Raw genomic sequence first — 13,822 nt, 5'->3', positions numbered from 1 at the left:
TAATCCTCAATCTAAAATCTTCAATCTCTTAATTTTTCTCGTCTTCAGGAAGCACGACTTTATTCAATTCAGCTTCTTTTTCGGCTCTTTTCTGTGCCGCTTTTCCTTTTCCGATCGGAATACCTGCTGTAACGTACAAAGATCTGTTATATTGATTATTTGGACCATCTCCTTTCATTACCGTAACAAGTCCGTAATAATATTGAACGGTGATGTTTAAACCGTTTCCAACATTCATATGATAGCCGGCACCAAAAGCAAGTCCCGCATCTATAACATGAATTTGATCTCTAATGTTTTTCTTATAAACCACATCATCTTTATTGATTTCGTTTTTAAACTCATCAAATGCTTTGGCCAACAAACCGAATTGAGGACCTGTTTTGAGATAGATATTATTTTTGAACTGGTATTTAATTAGAATCGGAACATTAAAATAACGTATTTCACGATTTACATGTCCGCCCGCAAAAGTATTGTCTAGATTTTCATCATTTAAAGAATACACCGGAATATCTTTTGCTCCCATTGGAGATTTAACAATAACTCCAGTATTGATCATCCAAGCAGGATTTTTTCTAGATCTTAGATCAAAATAAAAACCAAGATTAAAACCTGGATTTAAAGCTGAAGATCCCATGTTTGAAATGGTAGAAAAATTAGCACCGCCTTCCAGACCAAATTCCAAAAACTCTGAGTTGAGTTTATCTCCAAAGATTAAGGAAATCAAAACTTGTGACTGTGCCGTGGAAATACAGAAGAAAGCAAAAACGATTAATAAAATCTTTTTCATATAATGGATGAATTACAGTCCAAAACGGTATTGCAAACTTCCCAATACTTGTGTACGAGAACCTAAGAAACCGCACTCTGCACGAAACATTACATGTTTACTGAATTGATACTGAGATCCAATAATAAAGTTCCACATATCTTTTGGTCTTTTTTGAAGGGAATATTGAACAGATGAATCTGAGGCTGTGCTCAGTGCTCCGTCAAGAGTTGCAAGGAATGTTCCTGCTCTTTCCAAAGCTCTGTCAGCAGTGTTATGTTTGGCTACATTAACTGGATTTTTTTGTTCAGCTGGAGTTAAACCATCCCACCATTCATCTACTTTTGTCTGATTGTCAGATACTTTTTGAAGTCCGCTGTCTACTTTAGCTTGAGCACTGCTCAGATCAATAAAATCAGATAAAGGCAAATCACCATTTGTATCTCCAGAAATATGAACTCTAAAACCTCCAACCCAAACCGCTATATTGGTGTCTGGTTTATTGAATTTAAATGTTTTTCCTAATCTCGGACCAAAAACATAGGAAAAAGCAGGTTTATCTAGGGAACTAATATCAGTCCAGGCCATGTTCATATCCAGAGCCAGCCAGCCACCGCCAATACCTATTGTTGGGGTCATACCTATACCAAAAGTAGTAGCATCAAAATTTGCTTTGGTGCTAAAATTGGCAACTTCAGACCAATTGTTATCTGCGTCTGGCACCCAAATACCAGCATTAATTTTAGTTGCCGTTTTGGCTTTTCCAAAAATTCCATAAATATTTAAAAAGGGAAGCAGCCAGATATCAGGTCTAATAGTTAGCGCACCAGCTTCAACCGTTGATTTATCAAATCGTACAATTTCGTCTAAGTTATATTGAGGGCCATGATTAAAACCAATGTTTAAATCATTAATGACAATTTCAGATTCCTGCCAAAAATAATTAACAGAAACACCTGCAGAGTAGGGAAGTTTGTATCCTTTTTGAGCTACTTTCTCACCCCAGATCGGTAAAGCGTACGGATATTTTTCGACTTTAAGACTGTCTTTTAATTCTTCATTTTTTTTCCCTACAATTTTGTCGGTATAAACCTGCCCGAAAATTTGCATGCTAAATAGTAATAAAAAGGCTGATATTAGTGTATTACATTTCATTGATTAGAGTGTTTTAATGTTAATTAATTAAACTGCGAAAAATAAATATGTACTAATGAGGTATGAAAAACTTTTTATTCTGTATGCTAAATAGGTTTTGTTGTAAATTAAAGGCTTAATAATGTGTTAATTAATGTTAAAGTTAACGAAATTTTCTTACCTACGACAAAAATTAATAAGAAAATGATAAAAGCCTTAAAAATAATTTTTGTGCTATTTTTCAGTATTTTTCTTTTAGGAATTATTAGCATGACTTACCAATTGAAAAAATAATTGTATTTTTACGACTGTGAAATGGATAACAATCATATTATCAATTTACCTGCTGGCATTGTCTAATATGCCATGTGCCGATATGGAAGTAAACAGTGCTATGCATAAAACAGCTCAGTTTGCTTCAGAAGACAATCATTCGCACGACAAAGACAATGATTTATGTTCTCCATTTTGTGCCTGCAATTGCTGCGGCGCACAGGTTTTAAGTTACCATTCTGCCGTAAGTTTTGAATTTCCTAAGACTTACAATCAAATCTCAATTGCATTACCAAGTTACAGTTCTGTTTTTATTTCCAATTTCTACGGAAGTATTTGGCAGCCCCCTCAAATAGCATAATGATTAGGCCTGTTCGATAAAGATCGAAAACGGGCGAGAGAGTTGTGGACTTTCCACACGTTTACAGACAATTTAATTGTCTAATTTCTCACGTCATTATATATTCAAATGTTAGATAAAATCATTCAGTTTAGTATACGAAACAAATTCGTCATACTATTATTTACCCTTGCACTCATTGCTTGGGGAAGCTATTCGCTTAAAAATTTACCGCTCGATGCTCTTCCTGATGTAACCAATAATCAGGTTCAGATTATTACCACTGCACCAACATTGGCGAGTCAAGAAGTTGAGCAATTAATTACGTATCCTTTAGAAAGAGCTGTAAAAACAGTTCCCAATATTATAGAACTCCGCAGTATTTCCCGTTTCGGATTATCGGTTGTTACCGTTGTTTTTGAAGACGATGTAGATATTTATTGGGCTCGCGAACAAATATTTCAGCGCTTAAAACAAGCCGAAGAAAACATTCCAGATTATGTAAATTCTCCCGAATTGGCGCCAATTTCAACAGGATTAGGAGAAATTTACCAATACGATGTTTATGCTAAAAAAGGGTATGAAAACAAATACAGTGCTGTCGAACTGAGAACCATTCAGGATTGGATTATTATTCCTCAATTACAGGGTATTAAAGGTGTTGCCGATGTAAGTACTTGGGGCGGAAAACTAAAACAGTTTGAAATTGCTGTAAATCCAAACATGCTGAATAGCTTGGGTGTAACGATAACCGAAATTTTTGATGCTTTAGAAAAAAACAATCAAAATACTGGAGGTGCTTATATCGAAAAAGATCAATATACGTATTTTATTCGCGGCGTCGGAATGGCAAAAGGCGTAAAAGACCTTGAAAATGTGGTAGTAAAAAACCGAAACGGATCGCCTGTTCTGGTTCGAAATGTAGCGCAAGTACGTGAAGGCATTGCTTTGCGTTATGGTGCATCAACCAAAGATGGAAAAGGAGAAATCGTGTCTGGTATGGTGCTAATGCTGAAAGGCGAAAACTCCAGCGCTGTTGTAAACCGTGTTCACGAAAAAATGGCTCAGATTAATAAAAGCCTTCCTGAAGGAGTTGTTGCTGAAGCTTTTATTGACAGAGGAAAACTAGTTGATAATTCTATAAAAACCGTTGCTAAGAATTTATTAGAAGGAGCTTTAATCGTAATTTTTGTACTGATTTTGTTCTTAGGAAATCTTCGTGCCGGATTGATTGTCGCTTCTGTGATTCCGCTGGCGATGCTGTTTGCTGTTATTTTAATGAATGCCTTTGGCGTAAGCGGAAACTTAATGAGTCTCGGAGCCATAGATTTCGGAATCATAGTCGACGGCGCCGTAATTATTGTCGAAGCCACAATGCATCACCTGCAGAAACTCAAAAATAAAAAAGAACTAACGCAGGAAGAAATGGACGAAGAAGTCTATAATTCGGCTTCAAAAATCAGGAACAGTGCTGCTTTTGGAGAAATCATTATTCTGATAGTATATCTGCCAATTCTGGCTTTGATTGGAACCGAAGGAAAAATGTTTAAACCAATGGCCATGACAGTTGGTTTTGCCATTATTGGAGCTTTTATTCTTTCGCTGACATATATCCCAATGATAAGTGCTTTGTTTCTTTCGAAAAAAACAGAACATAAAGAAAATTTTAGCGACCGCATGATTGCTTGGCTAGAAAGCCGTTATACGCCATTATTGAAAAAAGCTTTAGAGTTTAAAAAAGTAGTTCTTTCTATTGCCGTTGGATTATTTGCTTTTGCTTTTATTGTTTTCCAGAATATGGGGGGCGAATTTATTCCAACAATCGAGGAAGGCGATTTGGCAATAAATGCTACCATTATGACGGGAAGTTCGCTGACGCAAATGGTGGAAACTACTACGAAATACGAACAGATTCTGAAAGCTAAATTCCCTGAAATCAAGACTATTGTGACTAAAATCGGAAGTGGTGAAATTCCGACCGATCCGATGCCAATTGAAAGCGGGGATTTGATTATTGTTTTAAAAGACAAAAAAGAATGGAAAGGCAAATACCGTAATTGGGAAGAACTTGCCAATGCCATGAAAGAAGAAATGGAAATTATTCCTGGAGCCAATATCGAGATTTCGCAGCCCATCCAAATGCGTTTTAACGAATTAATGACGGGAAGCCGTTCTGATATCGCCATCAAGATTTTTGGTGACGATTTGGAAATCCTAGATGCCAAAGCGACAGAATTGATTTCGAAAATAAAAGGAATCGACGGAATCGGAGATTTAAAAGCCGATAAAGTTACAGGATTGCCACAGATTACCATCAAATACGATTATGATAAAATTGCGCTTTACGGACTAAATATTTCAGATATCAACCAGATTATCCGTTCGTCTTTTGCGGGAGAAGTAGCTGGAAAGATTTATGACGAAAGCAAAAGGTTTGATGTTGTGGTGAGAATGGACGAAAGCAATCGTGCAGACATTACCGATGTGAGTAATTTGTTTATTCCGCTTCCGAGCGGACAGCAAGTGCCACTTTCTCAGGTTGCTTCTGTAGAGTACGAACAAGGTCCTGTACAGGTTATCCGCGAAGACGGAAAAAGAAGAATTACCGTTGGTTTAAATGTTCGTGGACGAGATATCAAAAGTGTTGTCGAAGAAATTCAGGCAAAACTGGATAAAAGCTTTAAGCTTCCCGCAGGTTATTATGTGACGTATGGAGGGCAATTCGAAAATTTAATTGAAGCTTCAAAAAGACTTTCTGTAGCCTTGCCAATTGCTTTGGGACTTATTTTGGTCTTGCTGTATTTTACTTTTAAAAGTGCCAAACAAGCGCTGCTGATTTTTAGTGCGATTCCGTTATCGGCTATTGGAGGTGTTTTTGCGCTGTCGCTGAGAGGAATGCCGTTTAGTATTTCTGCCGGAATTGGTTTTATCGCCTTATTCGGAATTGCAGTTTTAAACGGAATTGTACTGATTTCGTATTTCAACCAATTAAAAACAGAAGGTATTTCAGATCCGTTTCAACGAATCCTAATCGGAACCAAAACACGTTTGCGTCCTGTTTTAATGACTGCAGCTGTAGCTTCATTAGGATTTTTGCCAATGGCTTTATCCACAAGCGGCGGGGCAGAAGTCCAGAAGCCTCTAGCAACCGTAGTAATTGGCGGATTAATCTCGGCAACTTTATTAACGTTGATCGTCTTACCGATTTTGTATTTATTGTTGGAGAAGTTTAATCGTAATGAGATAATTAGAAAATCTGATAATTAGATAATTTATTACTGCGTGTAGAAAATAATTTCTCTCGCAGATTCAGCAGATCTGGCAGATTAATTTTAAAAAATCCCCTAAATCTGCAAAATCTGCGAGAGATAAAAAAATAAGAAAATGAAAAACTTAACATATAAAATAGGATTGAAAAAGCTTTGCTCTCGATGGCTATCGGGGTTGCGGTTAATTGCGTTTCTATTGCTTACCTTACCTTCACAAGGACAGCAAACCATAAGTCTGGAAAAAGCAATAGAACTAGCCAAATCAAACAACATCGACTTAAAAATCGCTGACAAAGAAATCGAAAAACAAACCGTTCTTAAAAAAGCGGCTTTTCAGCCCGATCCCTTGCAAGTACAGTATCAGGGTGGGCAGTTTAATAGTGCCGATTTTGACCATAACGTTTCGGTACAGCAGTTTTTTCCGTTAGGAAATATAACTAAAGCCAACCGACAATTGCAGGAAGAATTGGCAAAACTGGCCGAAAAACGAAAAGCGCTGTCTTCGTATGAAATTGAAAAAGCGGTGACATTGGCGTATTATCAATATTTGTATGGTGTTTCCATCCAGAAACTAAATTCAGAATTGAATGCTATTTACACCAAGTTCTTAAAGAACGCCGAACTGCGTTTTAAAACAGGAGAAAGCGGAAATATCGAAGTAATTAGTGCAAAAGCGAAAGTAAAAGAAATTGAGACACAAAAAGCACAGTTAGAATACGACTTGGCAATTTATCAGAAACAATTGCAATTTTTCATTCAGACAGACGAAAATATTGTTCCCGATTCAAAGACGGCTTTGCAATACACTTTTATAGAAAATCAGGAAAACACAAAAGCAGAAACGCTGATGACCGATTTTTATCAGCAGCAGATTTCGGTTTACCAAAAAGAAGCGGGAACGTTTAAAGCACTGCGAACACCAAAAGTTGGATTAGGCTATTTTGCACAAACCATTAATACCGAATCGCTGTTTCAGGGTTTTACAGCAGGATTACAGATTCCGTTATTTGGCGGTGTGAATACGACCAAAGCCAAAGCGGCCGAAATCAGTATTTCGCAGTCGCAAATGGCTTTAGATAAAAACAAAATGATTTTGAATCTGCAGAAAGAAGAGTTGCAGAATAACTTCAAAAAACAGCAGAAAAACTTAGCTTATTTCCAAAATGAAGGGCTGCATTATGCCGATCAGATTATTGAAACGGCGCAAAAAAGTTATGCCAACGGCGATATGAGTTACTGGTCGTATATCAGCTTTTTAAATCAGGCCATTGATATTAAAAAACAATTTGCAGAGGCAACTCACAGCTATAATCAGAGCGCTATCGAACTTCAATTTCCAACTATCAAAAACAATTAAAAATGAAAAATATAGATAATAGTTTAACCGCAAAGAGCGCTAAGGGATTTTCGCAAAGAGCGCAAAGTGTAATTTCCTTGCGTGCCTTGCTCCCGATAGCTATCGGGATTGCGTGCCTTGCGGTTACTTTAGCAAGTTGTAACGAAAAGAAAGTGGAAGAAGCTCAGGAAGAAGAAAAAGAAACTACAGAAGTGGCTTTGACGGAATCACAATACAAAACGGTTGGCATTGAAACTGGAATTGTAGAAGATCGAAATCTTAACAAAGTCATCAAAGCAAATGGTTACACAACAGTTCCTCCGCAAAATTCTGCTGAGGTTTCGACTTTAATTGGCGGAACAGTAAAAGATATTTTTGTTTTAGAAGGAACTTATGTAAACAAAGGAAAAGTGCTGGCAACGATTCAGAATTTGGAAGTTATAGAAATGCAGGAAGATTATCAGTCAGCTGTTGCTAATGTAGAATTTCTGCAGTTAGAGTATAATCGTCAGAAAACATTGAGTGAGGAAAATGTGAATCCGAGAAAGACTTTTCAGGAAGTAAAAGCCAAATTAGCAGCCGAAAGAGCTCGTGCTCAAGCAGCAAAAAACAAGTTGGATGCTTTACATGTCAATACAAAAGGAGCGACATCGGTCGTGCCGATTGTTTCGCCAATAAATGGTTTTGTTGGAAAAATCAATATTGCCAAAGGTGCTTTTGCGAATACAGGAGTTTCGCTTTTTGAAGTGGTAGACAACAGTCAGATGCATTTGGATCTGAATGTATATGAAAAAGATTTGGGTTCGATTTCTGTTGGTCAGGTAATTGATTTTGTGTTAACGAATCAGTCGAATAAATCGATTAAAGGAAAGATTTTCGGAATCAATAAGTCTTTTTCTAACGAAAGTAAAACGGTTGCCGTACATGCCAGAATTGATCCCGCTGATGCCAAAGGTTTGATTCCGGGAATGTACGTTTCTGCGAATATTAATATTACCAATGCAACTGTTCCAGCGCTTCCAAAAGATGCAGTAGTTAGAAATGCTGATAAGTATTTTGTTTTTGTTCAGGAAGAAGGTCATGCAGAAGAAAAACACGAACACAAAGCAGGCGAAAAAGAAGAAGCACACGAAGAAGAAATTCATTTTAAAGCTGTAGAAGTTATTCCAGGCACAACCGATTTAGGTTTTACAGAAGTAAAATTCGTTGATAAGATTGATTCTCAATCAAAGATTGTTACAAAAGGCGCATTTTATCTGCTTTCTGCAATGAAGGGAGGCGGGGAGCATTCGCATTAGTTTTTTTTAAAAGATGCTAAGTAGCTAAGATACTAAGGGACTAAGTTTTTTTGTTGGATTGGAATTTGCTCGCAAAGGCGCCAAGTCGCAAAGTTTTTTACAAGGAGAATAAACGTATTATTTGTCATTTCGACGAAGGAGAAATCTCCACAAGTAGCTCCGTTCCTAGAATTCAATCTTTGTGGAGTTTCTAGCGGAGATTTCTCCTTCGTCGAAATGACATAAAGTGAGAAAAAAAAACTTTGTGCCTTAGCGTCTTCGTGGCAACAAACTTTACCACAAAATGCTTAATTTTAGGACATTATTTAAACAATAACTTCAGGCATTAAAAACGTGAAACTTTAAACGTGAAACTTTAAACCTGAAACTTGAAACTCAAAAAATGATACATCAAGATAAAGAAGTAAAAAATAAAAAAAATAAAGTCAAACCTTCTTGCTGCTGTTCACATGACGAGCCTGTGCAGACTGATAATGATGGGCACAATCACGAAGGACATGATCATGAACACAATGCAAACGGAAGTCTTTTTCAGTTGTTTCTGCCATCAATTATATCTTTTATTTTACTGCTAATCGGAATTGGTTTTGATAACTATTTTCCGCAAGAATGGTTTACAGGATATGTTAGAATTGTCTGGTATGCAATTGCGTATCTTCCAGTCGGACTTCCGGTTTTGAAAGAAGCTTACGAAAGCATTGTAAAAGGAGATGTTTTCTCAGAGTTTTTTCTGATGTGTATCGCGACAATCGGAGCTTTTGCCATTGGAGAATATCCAGAAGGTGTTGCTGTTATGCTATTTTACACTATTGGAGAAACCTTTCAAGGAATGGCGGTTAGTAGAGCAAAATCGAGTATTAAAAGTCTGCTCGATCAACGTCCAGATGAGGTGCATATTTTAGAAAACAATGTTGCAGTAAAAGTCAAAGCCAAAGACGTTCAGATTGGAGCGATTATTCAGCTTAAAGCGGGCGAAAAATTAGGTTTGGATGGCGTGTTGTTATCCGATTCCGCTTCGTTTAATACAGCCGCTTTGACGGGAGAAAGTAAACCAGACACTAAAAAGAAAGGCGATACCGTTTTGGCTGGAATGTTAAACGGAAGCACTATTGTCGAAGTAAAAGTAACAACAGCTTACAATGACAGTAAATTGTCTAAAATTCTAGAGTTGGTACAAAATGCCACAACCAAAAAAGCCCCTGCAGAATTGTTCATCAGGAAGTTTGCCAAAATATATACACCAATTGTAGTATATCTGGCAATTGCAATTTGTCTTTTGCCAATGCTTTTTGTTGACCATTATGTTTTTAGCGATTGGCTATACAGAGCTTTGGTTTTCTTAGTTATTTCGTGCCCTTGCGCTTTGGTTATCAGTATTCCGTTGGGTTATTTTGGCGGAATCGGTGCGGCAAGTAAAAACGGAATCCTGTTTAAAGGCAGTAATTTCCTTGATAGTATTTCCACAATTCAGCATGTCATAGTTGACAAAACGGGAACGATGACCGAAGGTGTTTTTAAAGTGCAAGAAGTTATTATAAAATCCGAATTGGATAAAGACGAAATTTTAAAACTGGTCAATGCTTTAGAAAACAGAAGTACACATCCTGTAGCAACAGCCATTCATAATCATGTGGGACCAGTTGATTCTTCGGTAGAATTAAAAGAAATCGAAGAAATTTCAGGCCACGGATTAAAAGCAACTTACAACGGAAAAGAATTGCTTGTAGGGAATTTTAAGCTTTTGGATAAATATTCCATTTCGTATGATATTGATCCGTCTTCAATAGTTTATACCACAATTGCAATTGCTTATGAAAGTAAATTTGCGGGTTATCTGACTATTGCAGATGAAATTAAAGAAGATGCGAAAGAAACGGTTTCTAAACTAAAATCTTTAGGCGTAAAGCTGACTATGTTGAGCGGAGATAAATCGAATGTTGTTCAATTCGTAGCAGATAAGCTTGGAATTACGAAAGCTTTTGGTGATTTGCTTCCAGAAGATAAAGTGAATAAGGTTAACGAAATTAAGGCCAAAAACGAAACGATTGCTTTTGTGGGCGATGGAGTAAACGATGCCCCTGTAATTGCTTTAAGTACGGTCGGGATTGCAATGGGAGGTTTAGGAAGCGATGCTGCCATAGAAACCGCCGATGTCGTAATTCAGGATGATAAACCTAGTAAAATCGCAATGGCAATCAATATCGGGAAACAGACTAAAAAGATTGTCTGGCAGAATATTACGCTTGCTTTTGTGGTTAAGGCTTTTGTATTAATTCTTGGCGCGGGAGGACTTGCCACCATGTGGGAAGCTGTTTTTGCCGATGTTGGCGTGGCGTTATTAGCGATATTGAATGCAGTAAGAATTCAGAGAATGAAGTTCTAAAATAATAAAAGCCCAATTCATACGAATTGGGCTTTTTGCTTATTTCTTTAAATGTTTTTGCTCTTGAATTTCCCCATTGCCAAAAGACCAGTTTTCATGACCATTATTTTCCAGTAAAATAATAATTATGTTGTTGATTAGTATTTCAGTTGAAACCGAAATTTTCGAAGCAATTTGGTGATATAGTTTTTTCTTTTGTTCTAAAGTTCTTCCTTGTCCCGCGGTTATTTGTACATAAACTATTTCTTCACAATGTGAAATTCCTAAATAACTTTTAGGATATTTTATCTGATGTGTTTCTAGTTCTTCAATTACATGAAAATAATCATCTACAGGAATATTAAATTCTTCAATTAAAGATTGATGAATAGCTTCAGAAATAGTATTTTTTGTTTCAAGCGAAAGTTTTTTTGGAAGACTTATTCTAACAAATGGCATTTTGATTCATTTTAAAGTTGCATAAAAATACAGAATTTAGAATTGCTAGATTATTAAAACTTCAATTCAATTATGTTTTCATTATTCTCTAAAGTTATTTTTACCGGATTACTTTCAGAAGGAATTTGAGTTGGATACCAATTTCTAGTAGGTTGAACTAGAATTAATAAACCGTCATGATCGCCAATTGCAGCAAATTTATCGGTATTTGTATTTTGAGAAAAGAAATGCAATCCGTGTTCTTCAATTAATTGATTTCCTAATTGCAACGGATTTTCTGTAACAATTCCGATTTCGCTTATGTTTAAAATAGAGGCAGAGTTGAATTCACCAACTTGTTCATTATTAAGATCATGTCTAGCAATGAATTCGAGTAAATTTCCGTTGTGATCGAAGAAATAAATAGAATGCGCATTCCAATTTTCGAAATTAGTAACGACGTTTTTATCTTCCAAAACAATTAAATCCACTTTGTCGTTGCACCATTGAATGGCTTCTTCAAGCTGATTTTCAGGAATATTAAAAGCAAAGTGATAGATGGAATTAAAATCTGAATCTTCTACAAATTTTAAAATAGAAGTTCCAGCCTGAAATGTAATCGATTTTTGGTCATTTTCAAGAATAAAAAGCCCAAAAAGGTTCTGGTAAAATGCTTTCGTTTTTTGAATATCGTTTGTTTTGATTTGTATTTGATCTATTCTCATGACAATAATTTTTTATAAAAGAAAAATCTTCTTTTGATTGATAAACAAATTTAAAAAATGCCAATGTTATTGAGCATGTGGCGTTATTTTATGCATCAATGGAATTATAGTAATTTACTATTTTAATTTTAAATAATAATAAAAAAAAGTCCGTAATAAATCAATAATTACGGACTTTATTATTTCTAAACTGAGATTAAGCCATGTCTATTAACCCTCTTTGTACAAAATAGTGATTGTCATTTTTTACCAGATAAAATTGTGCTGCAAATCCAGAGGGCTCATCCATATAAGTTACGCTTACATCAAAATATCTTGATTTGTCGTTTTCTTCAGCCCAAATAAAATCATCTAGAATTCCGAGGTTATTTAGCCATTCTAGGTTATTAAACCATTCTCTTCCTTCAAAAGATTCGTCTTCTGCAATTTCGTGAATCAAGTAATGATCGCGCCAAATTACGTGTATAGATTCTTCCCAATCATCATAAACGTGATCTACAATATTTTTGGCATTATCTAATTCGCCTTTCTTTAAATAAGCGAAAAATTCTTCTACTAAATTCTGAACTTCTTGTTCAGTTGGTTTTTCTTTCCAGATTTTGAGAGAGCTCATAATGTTGTTTGGATTAAGTTTTTAAATGGGACTATTCTAAAATTTTTCTCGTTAAATGTATGGAAATTTATATTGCAATTTTTTGAAAATAATGAATTAAAAAGAAGTTTTTTATATTTATGAATCAAAATAAAAGCCCATTTCTCTTATGAAATGGGCTTAAAAGATTTGCAAATACTTGGGGCAAAATACAAATCAATTAAAATATTTATTTATCTTATTTTGATATACTTATAACTTATTTATGATATTCTAATTGTGTGATTAAAATATATTTGCAATCAAGTTTAATTGATTTAAAACTATGCAGATTTATTTTATAAAAAGTGGCTATGGAACTTATGGAGGTACATTTGATGAGCCATTTGAAAATTTTGGAAGAATAATTTCAGACAGATTTCAACAGGAGGAAATAGGATTTCCTTACAAAGAGATAGAGATTCAATTAGCTTGTTTTTCAAATAAGCCAAAAGGAAAAGATAAAGAAATTTATAATGATTGGTTTAATAAATTACCAAATTATTATAGGGGTAAAAGTATGGTTAGAGTAACTTTACCTGTATTTGAAACTGAAAGAACTTTAGATGATGTGTTTAAGTTAATTTATAGTGGTTTTGAAATTATTTTTGCCAAGAAAAAAAAAGATGATCTTTATAATGCTGAACTGGTAAAACAAGTGTTATCTCTTTTAGAAGCAGAATTACAAAATACAGATTTATGGCAATTAAACAGAGAATGTGAATCAATTTTACGTAATGAAACATTAATTCGAAGAGTTGATGAAAGAAAGGAAAGAGAAAATCGTGTAATACAGAATGAAAAATTAATACGAGATTTAAGATTTTACTATCATTTCGAAGGCATAGATAAACTTTATTTTGCGCCTTATAGCTATAAATTCTGCGAAAAGATACGAGCTAAACTTCGAGAGAAAAAATTTAAGTTGCCAGATTATACACACTTATACATTGAAGTTTCTGACTCTTTTGAAAATGCTTTATATAATGCGGTTAGAGCAGAGAATTGGTTTGTTTATGGTATTGCCGTACTAGAAGATTATGTCGGTTATGCATCCAAAAATGAAACAGAAAAGAAAAGAATCGTTTTTAATTTGATACGAGAAGGCTTGAATGATATAGCAAGAATTGATAAGCTAGATTCACAAATTTTAAATGATGTTTTGGATGAAGTTGAAAGCGATATAAAATAAAAGCCCATTTCTCTTATGAAATGGGCTTAAAAGATTTGCAAATACTTGGGGC

At 35.2% G+C, this 13,822-nt stretch carries 11 protein-coding genes; 6 read left to right on the top strand and 5 right to left on the bottom strand.

Annotation, left to right across the window (positions count from 1 at the left end):
* Nucleotides 1-28: 28 nt before the first annotated feature.
* Nucleotides 29-793, bottom strand: coding sequence for a porin family protein (locus BSF41_RS00605; protein ID WP_095927596.1), 765 nt, complete (start codon nt 791-793; stop codon nt 29-31).
* Between the two features lie 12 nt (nt 794-805).
* On the bottom strand, nt 806-1,927 hold the full coding sequence (locus tag BSF41_RS00600) for a hypothetical protein (RefSeq protein WP_095927595.1): 1,122 nt from the start codon (nt 1,925-1,927) through the stop codon (nt 806-808).
* A gap of 289 nt (nt 1,928-2,216) precedes the next feature.
* Here BSF41_RS00600 and BSF41_RS00595 point away from each other — a divergent pair, with 289 nt between their 5' ends.
* The 5 genes from BSF41_RS00595 (at nt 2,217) to BSF41_RS00575 (ending at nt 10,805) form a co-directional block, all read left to right on the top strand.
* The gene (locus BSF41_RS00595) at nt 2,217-2,540 is read left to right on the top strand and encodes a DUF6660 family protein (RefSeq protein WP_095927594.1); all 324 of its coding nucleotides are present in this window, start codon (nt 2,217-2,219) and stop codon (nt 2,538-2,540) included.
* Nucleotides 2,541-2,648: 108 nt separating this feature from the next.
* Nucleotides 2,649-5,786, top strand: coding sequence for an efflux RND transporter permease subunit (locus BSF41_RS00590; RefSeq protein ID WP_095927593.1), 3,138 nt, complete (start codon nt 2,649-2,651; stop codon nt 5,784-5,786).
* A gap of 117 nt (nt 5,787-5,903) precedes the next feature.
* The gene (locus BSF41_RS00585; RefSeq protein WP_095927592.1) at nt 5,904-7,145 is read left to right on the top strand and encodes a TolC family protein; all 1,242 of its coding nucleotides are present in this window, start codon (nt 5,904-5,906) and stop codon (nt 7,143-7,145) included.
* A 2-nt stretch (nt 7,146-7,147) separates the two neighbouring features.
* Entirely contained in the window at nt 7,148-8,422 is a 1,275-nt protein-coding gene (locus BSF41_RS00580; protein ID WP_095927591.1) for an efflux RND transporter periplasmic adaptor subunit, read from the top strand.
* A 382-nt stretch (nt 8,423-8,804) separates the two neighbouring features.
* Entirely contained in the window at nt 8,805-10,805 is a 2,001-nt protein-coding gene (locus BSF41_RS00575; RefSeq protein ID WP_172426831.1) for a heavy metal translocating P-type ATPase, read from the top strand.
* 39 nt (nt 10,806-10,844) lie between these two features.
* Here BSF41_RS00575 and BSF41_RS00570 read toward each other — a convergent pair whose 3' ends face one another.
* The 3 genes from BSF41_RS00570 to BSF41_RS00560 form a co-directional block, all read right to left on the bottom strand.
* Entirely contained in the window at nt 10,845-11,243 is a 399-nt protein-coding gene (locus tag BSF41_RS00570; protein ID WP_095927589.1) for a tautomerase family protein, read from the bottom strand.
* Between the two features lie 53 nt (nt 11,244-11,296).
* Nucleotides 11,297-11,947 (bottom strand): VOC family protein, encoded by a 651-nt coding sequence (locus BSF41_RS00565; protein WP_095927588.1) that lies wholly within the window; start codon nt 11,945-11,947, stop codon nt 11,297-11,299.
* Between the two features lie 196 nt (nt 11,948-12,143).
* Entirely contained in the window at nt 12,144-12,560 is a 417-nt protein-coding gene (locus tag BSF41_RS00560) for a hypothetical protein (protein ID WP_095927587.1), read from the bottom strand.
* A gap of 304 nt (nt 12,561-12,864) precedes the next feature.
* Here BSF41_RS00560 and BSF41_RS00555 point away from each other — a divergent pair, with 304 nt between their 5' ends.
* A complete protein-coding gene (locus BSF41_RS00555; protein ID WP_095927586.1) occupies nt 12,865-13,770 on the top strand; it encodes a hypothetical protein in 906 nt (301 codons plus the stop codon).
* Nucleotides 13,771-13,822 lie beyond the last annotated feature (52 nt).

It is taken from the genome of Flavobacterium sp. ACN2 (assembly GCF_002303885.1).
In the GTDB taxonomy this organism is placed as follows: domain Bacteria; phylum Bacteroidota; class Bacteroidia; order Flavobacteriales; family Flavobacteriaceae; genus Flavobacterium.
The sequence above is the reverse complement of the archived record's forward strand: the minus strand, read 5'-3'. Positions and strand labels throughout refer to the sequence as shown.

Coding starts and splice junctions, on each gene's coding strand:
- BSF41_RS00605 (WP_095927596.1), bottom strand. CDS start 793: ATGAAAAAGATTTTATTAATCGTTTTTGCTTTCTTCTGTATTTCCACG.
- BSF41_RS00555 (WP_095927586.1), top strand. CDS start 12,865: ATGCAGATTTATTTTATAAAAAGTGGCTATGGAACTTATGGAGGTACA.
- BSF41_RS00590 (WP_095927593.1), top strand. CDS start 2,649: ATGTTAGATAAAATCATTCAGTTTAGTATACGAAACAAATTCGTCATA.
- BSF41_RS00565 (WP_095927588.1), bottom strand. CDS start 11,947: ATGAGAATAGATCAAATACAAATCAAAACAAACGATATTCAAAAAACG.
- BSF41_RS00570 (WP_095927589.1), bottom strand. CDS start 11,243: ATGCCATTTGTTAGAATAAGTCTTCCAAAAAAACTTTCGCTTGAAACA.
- BSF41_RS00585 (WP_095927592.1), top strand. CDS start 5,904: ATGAAAAACTTAACATATAAAATAGGATTGAAAAAGCTTTGCTCTCGA.
- BSF41_RS00580 (WP_095927591.1), top strand. CDS start 7,148: ATGAAAAATATAGATAATAGTTTAACCGCAAAGAGCGCTAAGGGATTT.
- BSF41_RS00600 (WP_095927595.1), bottom strand. CDS start 1,927: ATGAAATGTAATACACTAATATCAGCCTTTTTATTACTATTTAGCATG.
- BSF41_RS00560 (WP_095927587.1), bottom strand. CDS start 12,560: ATGAGCTCTCTCAAAATCTGGAAAGAAAAACCAACTGAACAAGAAGTT.
- BSF41_RS00575 (WP_172426831.1), top strand. CDS start 8,805: ATGATACATCAAGATAAAGAAGTAAAAAATAAAAAAAATAAAGTCAAA.